The following is a 14754-nucleotide window of genomic DNA, read 5'->3' on the forward strand; positions in this document are numbered from 1 at the left end:
TCCTCACTGAAGCACGCCAGTTGGGGTCAGTACGACTTGGGCAGGCCCAAGCTCTGGTGGGACACGTAGTTGAGGATCATTTCGCGGCTGACCGGGGCGATGCGCGCCACCCGGGAGCCGGTGATGAGGGAGGCGAGGCCGAACTCGCGGGTCAGGCCGTTGCCGCCGAGCGTGTGCACGGCCTGGTCGACGGCGCGCACACAGGCCTCGGCGGCGGCGTACTTGGCCATGTTGGCGGCCTCTCCCGCGCCCATGTCGTCGCCCGCGTCGTAGAGCCGGGCCGCCTTCTGCATCATCAGGCGGGCCAGCTCCAGCTCGATGTGGATCTGTGCGAGCGGGTGCGCGATTGCCTGGTGGGAGCCGATGGGGGCCTGCCACACGGTGCGCTCCTTGGCGTACTCGACGGCGCGCCTCAGCGCGTAACGGCCCATGCCGATGGCGAAGGCGGCGGTCATGACGCGCTCCGGGTTGAGCCCGGCGAAGAGCTGGAGCAGTCCTGCGTCCTCGTCACCCACGAGAGCGTCCGCGGGAAGACGTACGTCGTCAAGGGTCAGTTCGAACTGCTTCTCCGGAGCCTGGAGTTCCATGTCGATCTGCCGCCGCCCGAAGCCCTTCGCGTCCCGGGGCACGATGAACAGGCAGGGCTTGAGCTTTCCGGTGCGGGCGTCGGAGGTGCGGCCGACGATCAGTGTCGCGTCCGCGATGTCGACGCCGGAGACGAACACCTTGCGCCCGTTCAGCACCCAGGAGCCGTCGTCGTCCTTGCGGGCGGTGGTGGTGATGCGGTGCGAGTTGGATCCGGCGTCGGGTTCGGTGATGCCGAAGGCCATGGTGCGGCCGCCGTCGGCGAGGCCGGGCAGCCAGGCCCGCTTCTGCTCCTCGGTGCCGAAGCGGGAGATGACCGTGCCGCAGATGGCGGGCGAGACGACCATCATCAGCAGCGGCGACCCGGCGGCCCCCAACTCCTCCAGGACGATGGAGAGTTCGGCCATGCCGCCGCCCCCTCCCCCGTACTCCTCGGGCAGGTTGACGCCGAGGTAGCCGAGCCCCGCCGCCTCGGCCCACAGCTCGTCGGGGTGGCCTTCGGCGGCGGTGACGCGGGTCATGTAGTCGCGGCCGAACCGCTTGCCGAGGGCGGCGACGGCGGCGCGCAGGGCCTGGTGCTCCTCGGTTTCGAGAACGGGAGCGGCGGGAGCGTTCACGACTGTTCCTCCTGGACTACGGCGAGCAGCGCGCCGACCTCGACCTGGTGGCCGACGGCGGCGTGCAGGGCGGTGAGCGTTCCGGAGGCGGGGGCGAGGATGCGGTGTTCCATCTTCATCGCCTCCAGCCAGATCAGGGGCTGTCCCGCGGTGACGGCGGCGCCTTCGGTCAGTCCTTCGGCGACGCGGACGACGGTGCCCGGCATGGGCGCGAGCAGGGAGCCGGGGGCACGCTGCTCGCTGGGGTCGGCGAAACGGGGCAGGGCGGTGAGGGCGGCGCCGTCGACGTACACGCGGTCGCCGTAGGCGGCGACGGCGTACTTCCGGCGTACGCCGCCCACTTCGAGGACGACCTGGTCGGGTGCGGCGCGCACCACCCGCACCCCGTCGGCCGCGAGCCCTTCGCGGGTGTGCCGGTAGCGGACCTCGTGCTCGGTGCCGTCCGGTTCGGTGCGGTAGCGCCTGGACTGGGGAGCGGAGGGCACGTTGCGGAAGCCACCGAACCGGGACGGGCGTTCGGCGGCCCGGGCCAGGGCGGCGGCGAGCGGCGCGTACGGGTCCGGGTCGGGGGCCGTCAGGTCGGCGAGGTGCCGCTCGTAGAACCCGGTGTCCATGCGGGCGCCGGTGAACTCGGGGTGCCGCAGGGACCGTACGAGCAGGTCCCGGTTGGTGACCGGGCCGTGCACCTCGGCGCGTTCCAGGGCCCCGGCGAGGGCGCGGACGGCGGCGGCGCGGGTGGGGGCGTGCGCGACGACCTTGGCGAGCATGGCGTCGTAGTGGACGCCGATGGTGTCGCCGTCGGTGTACCCGGTGTCGAGGCGAACGCCTGCGGGCACGGCGAGGCGGTGCAGGGTGCCGGTCTGCGGGGCGAAGGAGGCGGCCGGGTCCTCGGCGTAGAGGCGGGCCTCGACGGCGTGGCCGCGCGGGGCCGGGGGTTCCGGTTCGAGGGCCTCGCCCTCGGCGACCCGGAGCTGGAGCGCGACGAGGTCGATCCCGAACACGGCCTCGGTGACGGGGTGTTCCACCTGGAGGCGGGTGTTCATCTCCAGGAACTGCACGGTGTCGCCGTCCGCCACGAGGAACTCGACGGTTCCGGCACCGAGGTAGCCGGTGGCGCGTACGGCGCGCCCGGCCAGCTCGTACACGCGGGCCGTGACGTGTTCGGTGAGCCCGGGGGCGGGCGCCTCCTCGACGACCTTCTGGTGGCGGCGCTGGAGCGAGCAGTCGCGCGTGCCGAGCGTCCACACCGTGCCGTGCGCGTCGGCGAGCACCTGCACCTCGACGTGGCGCCCGCCCTCCACGTACGGCTCGACGAAGACCTCACCGTCGCCGAAGGCGGAGAGCGCCTCGGCGCGGGCTGCCTCCAACTCGGTCTCGAACCGGTCCAGTTCGCGTACGACGCGCATGCCGCGCCCGCCACCGCCCGCGGAGGCCTTGACCAGGACCGGCAGGTCGTCCGCCGTGATGTCGAAGCCGAGCGGCGCGATGCCCATCAGCTCCTTGGCGCGCGTCTTGGACGCCATCGCCTCGATCGCCTCGGGCGGCGGCCCGATCCAGACGAGCCCGGCGTCGGTGACGGCCCGCGCGAACGCCGCGTTCTCGGAGAGGAAGCCGTAGCCGGGGTGCACGGCGTCGGCGCCCGCGTCGAGGGCGGCCTTCACGACGAGGTCGGCCCGCAGATACGTCTCGGCGGGCGTGGCGCCCGGGAGGCGTACGGCGAGGTCGGCCTCGCGGACGTGCAGGGCGTCGGCGTCCGGGTCCGAGTGCACGGCGACCGTACGGATGCCGAGGTCGCGGCAGGTCCGGAAGACGCGGCAGGCGATCTCGCCGCGGTTGGCCACAAGAACGGAACTGATCATGGCGGGCCTCACATCCGGAAGACGCCGAAGCCGCCGCGGGCGCCCTCGTACGGTGCGGTGTGGATCGCGGACAGGCAGATCCCGAGGACGGTCCGGGTGTCGCGGGGGTCGATGACCCCGTCGTCGTAGAGCCGCCCGGACAGGAACATCGGCAGCGACTCGGCCTCGATCTGCTGCTCGACCATGGCGCGCAGGCCGGCGTCGGCCTCCTCGTCGTACGGCTGCCCCTTCGCGGCGGCGGACTGCCGGGCCACGATCGACAGCACGCCGGCCAGCTGCTGCGGCCCCATGACGGCGGACTTGGCGCTGGGCCAGGCGAAGAGGAAACGGGGGTCGTAGGCGCGCCCGCACATGCCGTAGTGCCCGGCGCCGTAGGAGGCGCCCATCAGCACCGAGAGGTGCGGGACACGGGAGTTGGAGACCGCGTTGATCATCATCGCGCCGTGCTTGATGATGCCGCCCTGCTCGTACTCCTTGCCGACCATGTAGCCGGTGGTGTTGTGGAGGAAGAGCAGCGGGATGTCGCGCTGGTTGGCGAGCTGGATGAACTGCGCGGCCTTCTGCGACTCCTCGCTGAACAGGACACCCTGCGCGTTGGCGAGGATGCCGACGGGATAGCCGTGGAGTTCGGCCCATCCGGTGACGAGCGAGGCGCCGTACAGCGGCTTGAACTCGTCGAAGTCCGAGGCGTCGACGAGCCGGGCGATGACCTCGCGCGGGTCGAAGGGCTCCTTCAGGTCGTCGGGGACGATGCCGAGGAGCTCCTCCGGGTCGTACTTGGGCGGCTCCACAGGCTGTGGATCGGCGTACGCCTTGCGGTGGCCCAGGCGGGCGACGACGCGGCGGGCCCGGCGGATCGCGTCCTGCTCGTCGAGCGCGAAGTAGTCGGCGAGCCCCGAGGTCCGCGCGTGCATCTCGGCGCCGCCCAGCGACTCGTCGTCGCTCTCCTCACCGGTCGCCATCTTGACCAGCGGCGGACCGCCGAGGAAGACCTTCGCCCTCTCCTTCACCATGATCACGTGGTCGGACATGCCGGGGATGTACGCGCCTCCGGCGGTCGAGTTGCCGAAGACGACGGCGACGGTCGGGATCCCGGCGGCCGAGAGCCGCGTGATGTCGCGGAAGATCCCGCCGCCGGGGATGAAGATCTCCTTCTGGGACGGCAGGTCGGCGCCGCCGGACTCGACGAGCGAGATCGCCGGGAGCCGGTTGGCGCGGGCGATCTCGTTCGCCCGCAGCGCCTTCTTCAGGGACCACGGATTGCTGGCGCCGCCGCGCACCGTCGGGTCGTTGGCAGTGATCAGGCACTCGACACCCTCGACGACGCCGATGCCGGTGACCAGCGAGCCGCCCACCGCGTAGTCGCTGCCCCAGGCGGCGAGCGGCGACAGTTCGAGGAAGGGCGTGTCGGGGTCGAGCAGCAGCTCAATGCGTTCGCGGGCGAGGAGCTTGCCGCGCTTGCGATGCCGTTCGACGTACTTCTCGCCGCCGCCCGCGACGGCCTTCGCGTGCTCCGTGTCGAGGGCCGCGAGCTTGGCGAGGTGGGCGGTGCGGCGGTCGGTGTAGTCGTCGGACCGGGTGTCCAGGGCGCTGGCCAGGACGGTCACAGCAGTGCCTCCGGTATGTCGAGGTGGCGTGAGCGGAGCCATTCGGCGAGGCCCTTTGCCTGTGGGTCGAACCGGTGCCGGGAGGCGACGCCTTCGCCGAGGATTCCGGTGATGTGGAAGTTGAGGGCGCGGAGGTGGGGCAGCTGGTGCCTTGTTACGGGCAGCCCCTCAAGCCCCGCCGGCGATTGAGGCGCGGGGTCCGGGGCAGAGCCCCGGGAGCGCAACGCCGTTTCCGGCAGAAGCTCACGGAAGCGCCCCACCGTCAACGTGTGGACCAGCCACCGCCACGCCGCATCGCTCTCCACCCACACCCCCACATTCGCGTCGCCCCCCTTGTCACCGCTGCGGGCGCCCGCGATCAGGCCGAGGGGCGCGCGGCGCGTCGGGCCCGGCGGGAGGGGCGGCGGGAGAGGCGGGTCGGCCACCGGCGCCAGGGGGCGCGCGGGGCCCGACGGTGCGGGGATCCGCCGCCGCTCCCCGCCCGGCAGCACCGCCACGTGCGGGACCTCCGACCGCTCCACGTACGCCGCCTCGAACACCCCGTACGGGGAACCCTTTCCGGGCGGGGCCGTGACGTGGAAGCCGGGGTAGGAGGCGAGCGCGAGCTCCACCGCCGCGCCGCTCAGCGCGCGCCCGACGGCCTCCTCGTTCTGGTCGCGCACGACGAGCCGGAGCAGCGCGCTCGCCGTCTCCTCGGTGTCGGCGTCGGGCCTGTCGGTGCGGGACAGCTCCCAACGGACGTGCGCGGGTGCCGGCTTGGCGGTCCGCAGTGCGTCGTCCATCTGTCGTCGCACCAGGTCGGCCTTGGCCTCGATGTCCAGGCCGGTGAGCACGAAGACGACCTCGTTGCGGAAGCCGCCGAGCCGGTTGAGTCCGACCTTGAGGGTGGGCGGCGGGGCCTCGCCGCGTACGCCGTGGATGCGCACGCGGTCGGGTCCTTCCGGCTCCAGGCGGACGGTGTCGAGGCGGGCCGTGACGTCGGGGCCCGCGTACCGGGCGCCCCCGGTCTCGTACAGGAGCTGCTCGGTGACGGTGCCGGGTTCGACGAAGCCGCCGGTGCCGGGGTGCTTGGTGATGACGGCCGAGCCGTCCTCGTGGATCTCGGCGAGGGGGAAGCCGGGGCGGCCCAACCGGTCCGCGCGGTCGGCGAACCGGGAGTAGTTCCCGCCGGTCGCCTGCGTCCCGCATTCGAGGACGTGTCCGGCGACGACGGCCCCCGCGAGCCGGTCGTAGGCGTCCTGCGCCCACCCGAAGTGCCAGGCCGCGGGCCCGGTCACCAGCGCGGCATCGGTGACGCGGCCCGTGACCACGATGTCGGCGCCCGCGTCGAGACAGGCGGCGATGCCCGCGCCGCCGAGGTACGCGTTGGCGGTGAGCGCCCCGGGGAAGCGCCCGGTGCCGAGCAGGTCGTCGCCCTCGACGTGGGCGACGCGCACGGGCACGTCGAGGCGGGCGGCCAACTCCCGTACGGCGTCGGCCAGTCCCGCCGGGTTGAGGCCTCCCGCGTTGCTCACGATGCGTACGCCGCGCTCCGCCGCGAGCCCGAGACAGTCCTCCAACTGGCGCAGGAACGTGCGGGCGTAGCCGCGGTCCGCGTTCTTCATGCGGTCGCGGCCGAGGATCAGCATGGTCAGCTCGGCGAGGTAGTCGCCGGTGAGGACGTCGAGTTCGCCGCCGGTCAGCATCTCCCTCATGGCGCCGAACCGGTCGCCGTAGAACCCGGACGCGTTGCCGATCCGCAGCGGGGGCCTGCTCATCGGGCCTCCTTCGGCGCGCGCCCCTTCCCCGGTGGCCCGGCGAAGGCCTGCGCGATGTCGAGCCAGCGGTCCGCGTCGGGGCCCTCGGCGCGTACGTCGAGGTCGGCGCGGTGCGCGCGCTGGGTGACGAGGAGGCAGAAGTCGAGCGCGGTGCCGGTGACCCGCTGGGCGGCGCCCTCGGGCCCGTACGTCCACAACTCGCCGCTCGGCGCCAGGAGTTCGACGCGGAACTCGTCCTCGGGAGCGGTGACCCCGTGCACGTCGAAGGCGAACTTCCGGGCGCGCACGCCGATCCGTGCGACGTGCCGGAGCCGGTCGGTGGGCTCCCGCACGACGCCGAGCGCGTCGGCCACGTCCTGGCCGTGCGCCCACGTCTCCATCAGCCGCCCCGTCGCCATGGAGGCGGCGGACATCGGCGGCCCGTACCAGGGAAACCGGGTCCTGTCGGCCGCGGCGGCGCGCAGCACCTTCTGGAGCCGCTCGCGCCCCTCCCGCCAGCCGGCGAGCAGCGCGGCCGGGTCCTGGCGGGCGCCCTCGTCGGCCCCGTCGTCGACGAACGACTCGGGCGCGGCGATCGCCTTCTCCACCTCGCCCGCGAAGGCGTCGGCGTCGCTCATGGCGAGCAGGGCGGCGCGGTCGGTCCAGGCGAGATGGGCGATCTGGTGGGCGACGGTCCAACGGGGTGCGGGAGTCGGCGCGGCCCACTGGCCCCGGCTCAACTTCCGCACGATCCGGTCGAGTTCCTCGCTCTCGTCCCGCAAGTCATCGAACACGGCGGACGGTTCGGACACGGTGCGCTCCCCTCCGGGCACGGCGGTGTGCGGCGTGCTTGGAGCATGGCAGGGGGCCAGAAAACAAGCAAGCGTGCTTGCATGGAAATTGGGCCGTCATGTCACGGGTCCGTCCCGGCGGTGACGGGAGACCGATCGTGTGTAACAGGCATGTACAAGGCGGGAGTCGGCCGGAACGATCTTCGGCCGGGCCGTGTCCTCGTGATCAGTGACTCAAGCGGACCGGTTCGAAGAGACCGGCCCAAGCGGACCGACGGGTCACCGACCTACGAGTTAAGGACGAACACCATGCGCGCTCGCAAGCTCACCCTCGCCGCCGTCGCCCTCGCCGCGGGCCTCTCGCTCACCGCCTGCCAGGGCAACGGGGACTCCGCGGCCGGGACCGGCGACGACTCGTCCACCACCGCCGCGTCCTCCGGCAAGGTCTCCGGCAAGAACGCCTCGAACACCACCGGCTCGGACACCCCCGACGACCCGGACGCCGCGCGGGCCGCGGAGGGCACCGGCCACGGCCAGGTCAACACCGGCCCGTGCAAGACGGCCAACCTGGCGTTCGACTCGGCGCACGGCATGGGCGAGGGCACGCTCATAGTCAGCATGCGGAACACCGGCGACGCCTGCTCGCTGAAGGGCTTCCCGGGCGTCGACCTCCGCTCCGAGCAGGCCTCCGGGCCGCTGAGCGCCAAGCGCAGCGAACTCGCCTCGCCGAGCGTCGTCCTGGGCGGCGGCGAGACGACCCGCTTCACCCTCCACTTCCCGCCGAACACCACCGGCGGCTCCGGCGTGGACGTCACCTCCCTCGACGTCACGCCGCCGAACGAGACCCACTCCGCAAGGCTGAAGGTCGGCATCAACCTCCCGGTCTCCGACGGCGCGGACCAGAAGGTCTACGTGGACCCGGTCGGCACCGGCAAGCAGTGACCGCGGCCCCGTCGGCCGTGCGCCGGGACCGCCCGCTATTCGTGCAGGGCGACCGCGGCGTCCTTCTTCCGCCCCACCTGCGTGCGCACCGCGCCCATGCTCGCCGCGATCACCAGCGTGATGGCCAGGACCTCCGTCCAGGCCAGGTCCTGGCTCAGGACGAGGAAGCCGGAGAGCGCGGCGACCGCCGGTTCGAGGCTCATCATCACCGCGAACGTGGACGCGGGGAGATCGCGCAGGGCGATGAGTTCGAGGGTGTACGGGAGGACCGAGGACATGATCGCGACGGCCGCGCCGAGGCCGACGGTCACCGGGTCGATCAGCTTCGTGCCCGCCGTCGCGATGCCGAGCGGCAGGCAGAGGACCGCCGCGACCGCCATCGCGAGCGCGAGCCCGTCGGCCTGCGGGAAGCGGCGGCCCGTGCGGGAGCTGAAGACGATGTACGTCGCCCAGCAGGCGCCGGCCGCGACCGCGAAGCCCACGCCTGCCGGATTCAGGCCGCCGAGCCCGTCCCCCGCCCCGCCGAGCAGGAACACGCCGCACAGCGCGAGCCCCGCCCACAGGACGTTGACGAGGCGGCGGGAGGCGAAGACGGAGAGGGCGAGCGGGCCGAGCACCTCGAAGGTGACCGCGATGCCGAGCGGGATCCGGGCCGCCGCCTGGTAGAAGAGCAGGTTCATGCCGCCCATGGCGATGCCGAAGGCGAGGACCGTGCCCCAGTCGGCGCGCGAGTGCCCGCGCAGCCGGGGGCGGCAGACGACGAGCATGACCACGGCCGCCACGACGAGGCGGAGGGTGACGACGCCGACCGCCCCGGCGCGCGGCATCAGGCTCACCGCGAGCGCCGCGCCGAACTGCACCGAGACGCAGCCCGCGAGCACGAGCCCGACCGGACCCAGCGAGCCGCGGCGGCGCTTGGCCCCCGCGCCGGCGCTCGCGGTCACGGCCGGGGCGGCATCCTGCGCCACGGCCACGGGTTCGGTCTGCGGGCCGCTCACGGTCCACCCCTTTCCTGAAGTCTTGTCGAGTGCCACCGGCACCACGCTGTAGTGCAATGTATTAGACGCTACAGGCCATCCTGGTGAACAGGGTGGTCGAGGTAACGCTTCACGCTAGTTCCGCCCGGCATGCCCCGTGAAATGCCCAATGCGCCCCCGTTATGCTCCACGCACATGACCAGGGAACCGGAGCTGCGCCACCTGCGCTGCTTCCTCGCCATCGCCGAGGAGCGCAGCGTCACCCGCGCCGCCACCCGGCTGCGCCTCACCCAGCCCGTCGTCTCCCGCACGCTCGCGGCCCTGGAGGACGCGCTCGGCGTGCGGCTCGTCGACCGCTCCACCCACCACCTCGACCTCACGCCCGAGGGGCACTCGTTCCGCGAGAAGGCGGCCGTCGCCGTCGCCGCGTTCGAGGACGCGCTCGCCGCCGCCCGGACCCCGCACCGGCCGCTGCGCCTCGGCCACGCCTGGTCGGCCGCGGGCGCCTTCACCACGCCGCTGTTGCGCCGCTGGCGCCGGGCCCACCCGGACGTACCGCTGGAACTGCTGCGCATCGACGACCGCACAGCGGGGCTCGCGCGCGGCGCCGTCGACCTCGCCGTGCTGCGCGGCACGGTCGAGACGCCCGGCCTGATCACCGAACTGCTGCACGAGGAGGCCCGGGTCGCGGCGGTGCCCTCGGACAGCCCGCTCGCCGGCCGCCCGCGCCTGGCCCTCGCCGACCTCAGCGATCAGGTGATCGCCCTGAACACCGTCTCCGGCACGACCGCCCTCGACCTGTGGCCGCCCGCCGTCCGGCCCACCGCGAGCCTGACCGTCGCCAACACCGACGACTGGCTCGCCGCGATCGCCGCGGACCGGGCGGTGGGCGTGACCTCGACGGCGACCGAGGACCTGCATCCGTACCCCGGCGTCAGCTATGTGCCGCTCACGGACGCGCCCGATCTCCCCGTCCTGCTGGCCCGCCGCCAGGGGCCCGGGCACCCCTCGGTCCCGGCCCTGATCGCGCTGGCCCACGAGATCGCGGGTCCTTGACGCCCGCCTGCCGGCACGGTGGGCGAGACCGGGCATCTCACCCACCGAACACCTTGCGGTCGGTGAAACCCCACCGGCTACCCTCCATTTCGTGGCTGAGATCCAGATTCCCGCTGACATCAAGCCCGCCGACGGACGTTTCGGCGCTGGCCCCTCCAAGGTGCGTACGGAGGCGTTGGACGCCCTGGCCGCCACCGGTACCTCCCTCATGGGCACCTCGCACCGCCAGGCGCCCGTGAAGAACCTCGTCGGTCGCGTACGCGACGGCGTCAAGGACCTCTTCTCCCTCCCCGAGGGCTACGAGGTCGTCCTGGGCAACGGCGGCTCCACCGCGTTCTGGGACGTGGCGACGCACGGCCTGATCGAGAACAAGTCGCAGCACCTGAACTTCGGCGAGTTCTCCTCCAAGTTCGCCAAGGCCTCCAAGCTCGCCCCCTGGCTCGCCGAGCCGACCGTGATCTCCTCCGACCCGGGCACGCACCCGGAGCCGGTCGCCGAGGCCGGTGTCGACGTCTACGGCCTGACCCACAACGAGACCTCCACCGGTGTCGCCGCGCCGATCAAGCGCGTGGCCGGTGCGGACGAGGGTGCCCTCGTCCTCGTGGACGCCACCTCCGGCGCCGGCGGCCTCCCCGTCGACATCGCCGAGACGGACGTCTACTACTTCGCCCCGCAGAAGTCCTTCGCCTCCGACGGCGGCCTGTGGATCGGCGTCTTCTCCCCGGCCGCCATCGAGCGTGCCGAGCGAGTCCACGCGTCCGGCCGCCACGTACCGGAGTTCTTCTCGCTGCCGACGGCGATCGACAACTCCCGCAAGAACCAGACGTACAACACCCCGGCCCTCTCCACGCTCTTCCTGCTCGCCGAGCAGCTGGACTGGATCAACGGCCAGGGCGGCCTCGCGTGGTCCACGGCCCGCACGAAGGACTCGTCCTCGCGTCTCTACTCCTGGGCCGAGGAGTCGAAGGTCGCGACGCCGTTCGTCACGGATGCCGCGAAGCGGTCGCAGGTCATCGGCACGATCGACTTCGACGACAGTGTGGATGCCGCCGCCGTCGCCAAGGCGCTGCGCGCCAACGGGATCGTCGACACGGAGCCGTACCGGAAGCTCGGTCGCAATCAGCTCCGCGTGGCGATGTTCCCGGCGATCGACCCGGCGGACGTCCAGGCCCTGACGGCCTGCATCGACTACGTCATCGGCCAGCTCTGACCCATCCGCCGTACCGTCGTCACGGCCTCGGGGCGCTGCCCCGGCCCCCGCGCCTCAATCGCCGGCGGGGCTCGAATCGCCGAACCGGCGTTACGGTCCCGGGGCTCCGCCCCGGACCCCGCGCCTCAATCGCCGGCGGGGCTTGATAGATCAAGCCCCGCCGGCGATTGCGCATTTCAGCCTCCAACGCCACACGAGCAACCCAGCCCCGGCACGGGTGGACCTCAAGCCCGGGCACGAGTTGAGGAACCCACCCCCGGCGCAGGTTGAGCAACTCACCCCCGGGCACAGGTGACCAATTCAGCCCCGGGCGCGAGATGAGGAACTCACCCCCGAGCACGGGTTGAGAAACTCGACCCCGGGCACGAGCTGAGGAACTCAACCCCGGGCACGGGTTGAGGAACCCACCCCCGGGCACAGGTGACCAATTCAGCCCCGGGCGCGAGTTGAAGAACCCACCCCCGAGCACAGGTTGAGGAACTCACCCCCAGGCACGAGCTGAGGAACCCACCCCCGGGCACGGGTTGAGGAACCCACCCCCGGGCACAGGTGACCAATTCAGCCCCGGGCACAGGTGACCAATTCAGCCCCGGGCGCGAGTTGAAGAACCCACCCCCGGGCGCGGGTTGAGGAATTCAGCCCCGGGCACGGGTGACCAATTCAAGCCCCTGCGGCGATTGAGCAGCGGGGGCCGGGGCGGAGCCCCGTGGCCGCGACCGCCGTGCCGGTCAACGGGCCAGGCGCTGGAACCGCCGGACGGCAAGCGGCAGAAACACCGCCGTAAGCACCACCGGCCACACAAACGCCATCAGCACCGCGTGCTGCTCCACCCACGAATCCCCCGCCCCCACGGGGGACCCGAAAAGCTCACGCGTCGCCGCGACCGTGGACGATATCGGGTTCCACGCGGCGACCGCCCCCAGCCAGTCCGGCATCAACTGCGGCGCGACGAAGATGCTGGAGATCATGGTCAGCGGAAAGGCGACCGCGAAAAGACCGCCCGCCGCCTCCGGATTGGGCACCAGCAGCCCCAGCCACACCCCCAGCCAGATCAGCGCGAACCGCAGCCACAGCAGCAACGCGAACGCCGCAAGGCCGCCCGCCAAGCCGCCGTCCGGACGCCATCCGATCGCCAGGGCCGTCAGCATCAGGATCGCCAACTCCGCACAGGCGACCAGCAGATCGGTCACCCCACGCCCCGACACCACCGCCGAAGGCGCCATCGGCATCGAGCGGAACCGGTCGATGACCCCCTTCGTGGCATCGTGCACCACGAGCGTCGCCGTGTTGATGAAGCCGAAGGCCATCGTCATCGCGAACATCCCCGGCATCAGGAAGTCCCGGTAGTCCCCGCCGCCCGGCACCACCATCGCGCTGCCGAACACGTACCCGTACAGCAGCACCGACAGGATCGGGAAGCCCAACTGCCAGGCGATGTTGACCGGTTGGCGCTGGTAGTGGGTGAGACCGCGCCGCACCACGTTCCAGGAGTCGGCCACTGCCCAGTACATCGTCGCCCCGCTCATCACGCGGCCCTCCCCGTCAGTCGCAGGAACACGTCGTCGAGGCTCGGCCTGCGCAGCCCGATGTCCTCGACCGCGACCCCCTCGTCCTGGAGCGTGCGCGCCGCGTCCGTGAGCGCGGCGACCCGGTCGGCGACCGGCACGTGCACCCGCAGCGCCTCCTCGTCGACCACCGGCTCGCCGCCGCCGCGGGCGAGGATCTTCGCGGCGAGCGACAGCTCGGCCGGCTCCGCCACCACGACCTCGACCCGGTCCCCGCCGACGGACCGCTTCAGGCCCTCCGGACTGTCGTCGGCGATCGCCCGCCCCTGGTCGATGACGGTGATCCGCGAGGCCAGCTTGTCGGCCTCCTCCAGGTACTGCGTGGTCAGCAGCACGGTCGTGCCCGCCGCCACCAACTCCCTGACGCTGTCCCAGACCTCGCCCCGGCCCCGCGGGTCGAGCCCCGTCGTCGGCTCGTCCAGGAACAGCACGTCCGGGGTGAGGATCATGGACGCCGCGAGGTCGAGGCGGCGCCGCATGCCGCCGCTGTACTCGCCCACCCCCTTGCCGCCCGCGTCCGCGAGCCCGAACTGGTCGAGCAGTTCCGTCGCCCGCGCCCTCGCCCGGCGCCCGCCGAGATGGAAGAGCCGGCCGAACATCTCCAGGTTCTGCCGCCCCGTGAGCACCTCGTCCACCGCCGCGTACTGACCGGTGAGCCCGATGCGGCGGCGCACCTCGCGCGGCCTGGCCGCCACGTCCACACCGCCGACCACGGCCCGCCCCTCGTCGAACCTCAGCAACGTACCGAGCACGCGCACGGCGGTCGTCTTGCCCGCCCCGTTCGGCCCCAGCAGGCCGTGCACCGTGCCGCGCCGCACCGTCAGATCGAACCCGTCGAGCGCGCGCTTGTCCCCGTACCGCTTCACGAGCCCCTCGGCCCGCACCGCGTGATCGCGATACCCGTCGGCCACGCCCCCTCCTCCGCACCTCGTCATCGGAACACCCCCTGGCAAACCGAGTACACCGTACCCAAATGAGAGTACACCGTACTCAGTTTTTCGCCAGAGGTTTACGCTGAACCCCATGACCAGCGGCACCCAGGGCACGAACAGCAGCGCCGAGACCTCCGGCAGCGGCGACATCCGGCGCAGCATGGAGCTGCTGTGGGGCACGGGGGACCGGCCGAGCCGGGGCCCGAAGCGCGCGCTCTCGCTCGACCGGATCGTCGAGGTCGCGGTCGAGGTCGCGGACGCCGAGGGGATCGGCGCCGTCTCGATGCGCCGCCTCGCCACCGACCTGGGCACCGGCACCATGTCGCTGTACCGGTACGTGCCGGGCAAGGCCGAGCTGCTCGACCTGATGCTGGACCGGGTGCAGACCCCGTACGGGGAGCCGGCCGCCCTCGGCGACGGGACGTGGCGCGACGCCGTCGCCACGATGGCCCGCGAGACCCTCGCCCTCTACCAGCGCCACCCCTGGCTGCTCCAGGTCAACCAGGCCCGCCCGGTGATCGGCCCCGGCGCGCTGGCCTCGATGGAGAAGATGATGGCCCGCATCAAGCCGATGGGCCTCACCGACCCGGAGCTGCTCTCCGTCCTGGTGATGGTCGACGGGTACGTGTCCGGGGTCGCGCGCACCCGCATCTACGAGCAGGAGGCGGAGACGACGACGGGCATGACGGACGCCGCGTTCTGGGAGGCGCAGCAGCCCTCCTTGGAGGCCGCCATGGCCAGTGGCGCGTACCCGGTGATGGCGTCGCTCTCCGAGGACACCTTCGCCGCCGGCTTCGACCACTTCGAGTTCGGGCTGCAACGGATCCTGGACGGGCTCGACGTCCTCGTGGCCGCGCGCGCCGGGAACTGAGCGAGT

At 72.4% G+C, this 14754-nt stretch carries 12 protein-coding genes; 4 read left to right on the forward strand and 8 right to left on the reverse strand.

Translation table 11 applies throughout. From position 1 onward, the window contains the following. Nucleotides 1–26 precede the first annotated feature (26 nt). From ACNYS0_RS18495 to ACNYS0_RS18515, 5 genes are read right to left on the reverse strand one after another with little or no spacing between them, the layout of a single operon-like run. A complete protein-coding gene (locus ACNYS0_RS18495; protein ID WP_422475023.1) occupies nt 27–1202 on the reverse strand; it encodes an acyl-CoA dehydrogenase family protein in 1176 nt (391 codons plus the stop codon). Beyond that, complete coding sequence (locus ACNYS0_RS18500; protein WP_422475025.1) at nt 1199–3061, reverse strand: acetyl/propionyl/methylcrotonyl-CoA carboxylase subunit alpha; 1863 nt, start codon at nt 3059–3061, stop codon at nt 1199–1201. The genes ACNYS0_RS18495 and ACNYS0_RS18500 overlap by 4 nt, the downstream gene beginning before the upstream one ends. An 8-nt stretch (nt 3062–3069) precedes the next feature. Then, nucleotides 3070–4668, reverse strand: a complete 1599-nt coding sequence (locus ACNYS0_RS18505) for an acyl-CoA carboxylase subunit beta (RefSeq protein WP_422475027.1) — start codon at nt 4666–4668, stop codon at nt 3070–3072. Next, on the reverse strand, nt 4665–6425 hold the full coding sequence (locus ACNYS0_RS18510) for an acyclic terpene utilization AtuA family protein (RefSeq protein WP_422475029.1): 1761 nt from the start codon (nt 6423–6425) through the stop codon (nt 4665–4667). The genes ACNYS0_RS18505 and ACNYS0_RS18510 overlap by 4 nt, the downstream gene beginning before the upstream one ends. Beyond that, the gene (locus ACNYS0_RS18515; RefSeq protein WP_422475031.1) at nt 6422–7216 is read right to left on the reverse strand and encodes a TIGR03084 family metal-binding protein; all 795 of its coding nucleotides are present in this window, start codon (nt 7214–7216) and stop codon (nt 6422–6424) included. The genes ACNYS0_RS18510 and ACNYS0_RS18515 overlap by 4 nt, the downstream gene beginning before the upstream one ends. Nucleotides 7217–7504: 288 nt before the next feature. Between ACNYS0_RS18515 and ACNYS0_RS18520 the strand changes: the two genes are divergently transcribed. Beyond that, entirely contained in the window at nt 7505–8137 is a 633-nt protein-coding gene (locus tag ACNYS0_RS18520; RefSeq protein WP_422475033.1) for a DUF4232 domain-containing protein, read from the forward strand. A gap of 35 nt (nt 8138–8172) precedes the next feature. On the opposite strand, the gene ACNYS0_RS18525 is transcribed toward ACNYS0_RS18520, so the two are convergent. Further along, nucleotides 8173–9135: an EamA family transporter gene (locus ACNYS0_RS18525; RefSeq protein ID WP_422475035.1), complete on the reverse strand. Its 963-nt coding sequence runs from the start codon at nt 9133–9135 to the stop codon at nt 8173–8175. A gap of 174 nt (nt 9136–9309) precedes the next feature. Between ACNYS0_RS18525 and ACNYS0_RS18530 the strand changes: the two genes are divergently transcribed. Together ACNYS0_RS18530 and serC are read left to right on the forward strand one after the other, a co-directional pair. Beyond that, nucleotides 9310–10170, forward strand: coding sequence for a LysR family transcriptional regulator (locus tag ACNYS0_RS18530; RefSeq protein ID WP_422475038.1), 861 nt, complete (start codon nt 9310–9312; stop codon nt 10168–10170). A 91-nt stretch (nt 10171–10261) separates the two neighbouring features. Next, a complete protein-coding gene (serC, locus tag ACNYS0_RS18535) occupies nt 10262–11380 on the forward strand; it encodes a phosphoserine transaminase (RefSeq protein ID WP_422475040.1) in 1119 nt (372 codons plus the stop codon). A gap of 728 nt (nt 11381–12108) precedes the next feature. Here serC and ACNYS0_RS18540 read toward each other — a convergent pair. Continuing rightward, nucleotides 12109–12906, reverse strand: coding sequence for an ABC transporter permease (locus ACNYS0_RS18540; RefSeq protein ID WP_422475042.1), 798 nt, complete (start codon nt 12904–12906; stop codon nt 12109–12111). Further along, entirely contained in the window at nt 12906–13880 is a 975-nt protein-coding gene (locus ACNYS0_RS18545) for an ATP-binding cassette domain-containing protein (protein ID WP_422475044.1), read from the reverse strand. Before ACNYS0_RS18545 ends, ACNYS0_RS18540 begins: the two co-directional genes overlap by 1 nt. 88 nt (nt 13881–13968) lie before the next feature. Here ACNYS0_RS18545 and ACNYS0_RS18550 point away from each other — a divergent pair, with 88 nt between their 5' ends. Then, nucleotides 13969–14748 (forward strand): TetR/AcrR family transcriptional regulator, encoded by a 780-nt coding sequence (locus ACNYS0_RS18550; protein ID WP_422475045.1) that lies wholly within the window; start codon nt 13969–13971, stop codon nt 14746–14748. Nucleotides 14749–14754 lie beyond the last annotated feature (6 nt).

This window comes from Streptomyces anthophorae (assembly GCF_049310305.1).
In the GTDB taxonomy this organism is placed as follows: Bacteria; Actinomycetota; Actinomycetes; order Streptomycetales; family Streptomycetaceae; genus Streptomyces.

Coding starts and splice junctions, on each gene's coding strand:
- ACNYS0_RS18540 (WP_422475042.1), bottom strand. CDS start 12,906: ATGAGCGGGGCGACGATGTACTGGGCAGTGGCCGACTCCTGGAACGTG.
- ACNYS0_RS18520 (WP_422475033.1), top strand. CDS start 7,505: ATGCGCGCTCGCAAGCTCACCCTCGCCGCCGTCGCCCTCGCCGCGGGC.
- ACNYS0_RS18510 (WP_422475029.1), bottom strand. CDS start 6,425: ATGAGCAGGCCCCCGCTGCGGATCGGCAACGCGTCCGGGTTCTACGGC.
- ACNYS0_RS18545 (WP_422475044.1), bottom strand. CDS start 13,880: ATGACGAGGTGCGGAGGAGGGGGCGTGGCCGACGGGTATCGCGATCAC.
- ACNYS0_RS18500 (WP_422475025.1), bottom strand. CDS start 3,061: ATGATCAGTTCCGTTCTTGTGGCCAACCGCGGCGAGATCGCCTGCCGC.
- ACNYS0_RS18550 (WP_422475045.1), top strand. CDS start 13,969: ATGACCAGCGGCACCCAGGGCACGAACAGCAGCGCCGAGACCTCCGGC.
- ACNYS0_RS18530 (WP_422475038.1), top strand. CDS start 9,310: ATGACCAGGGAACCGGAGCTGCGCCACCTGCGCTGCTTCCTCGCCATC.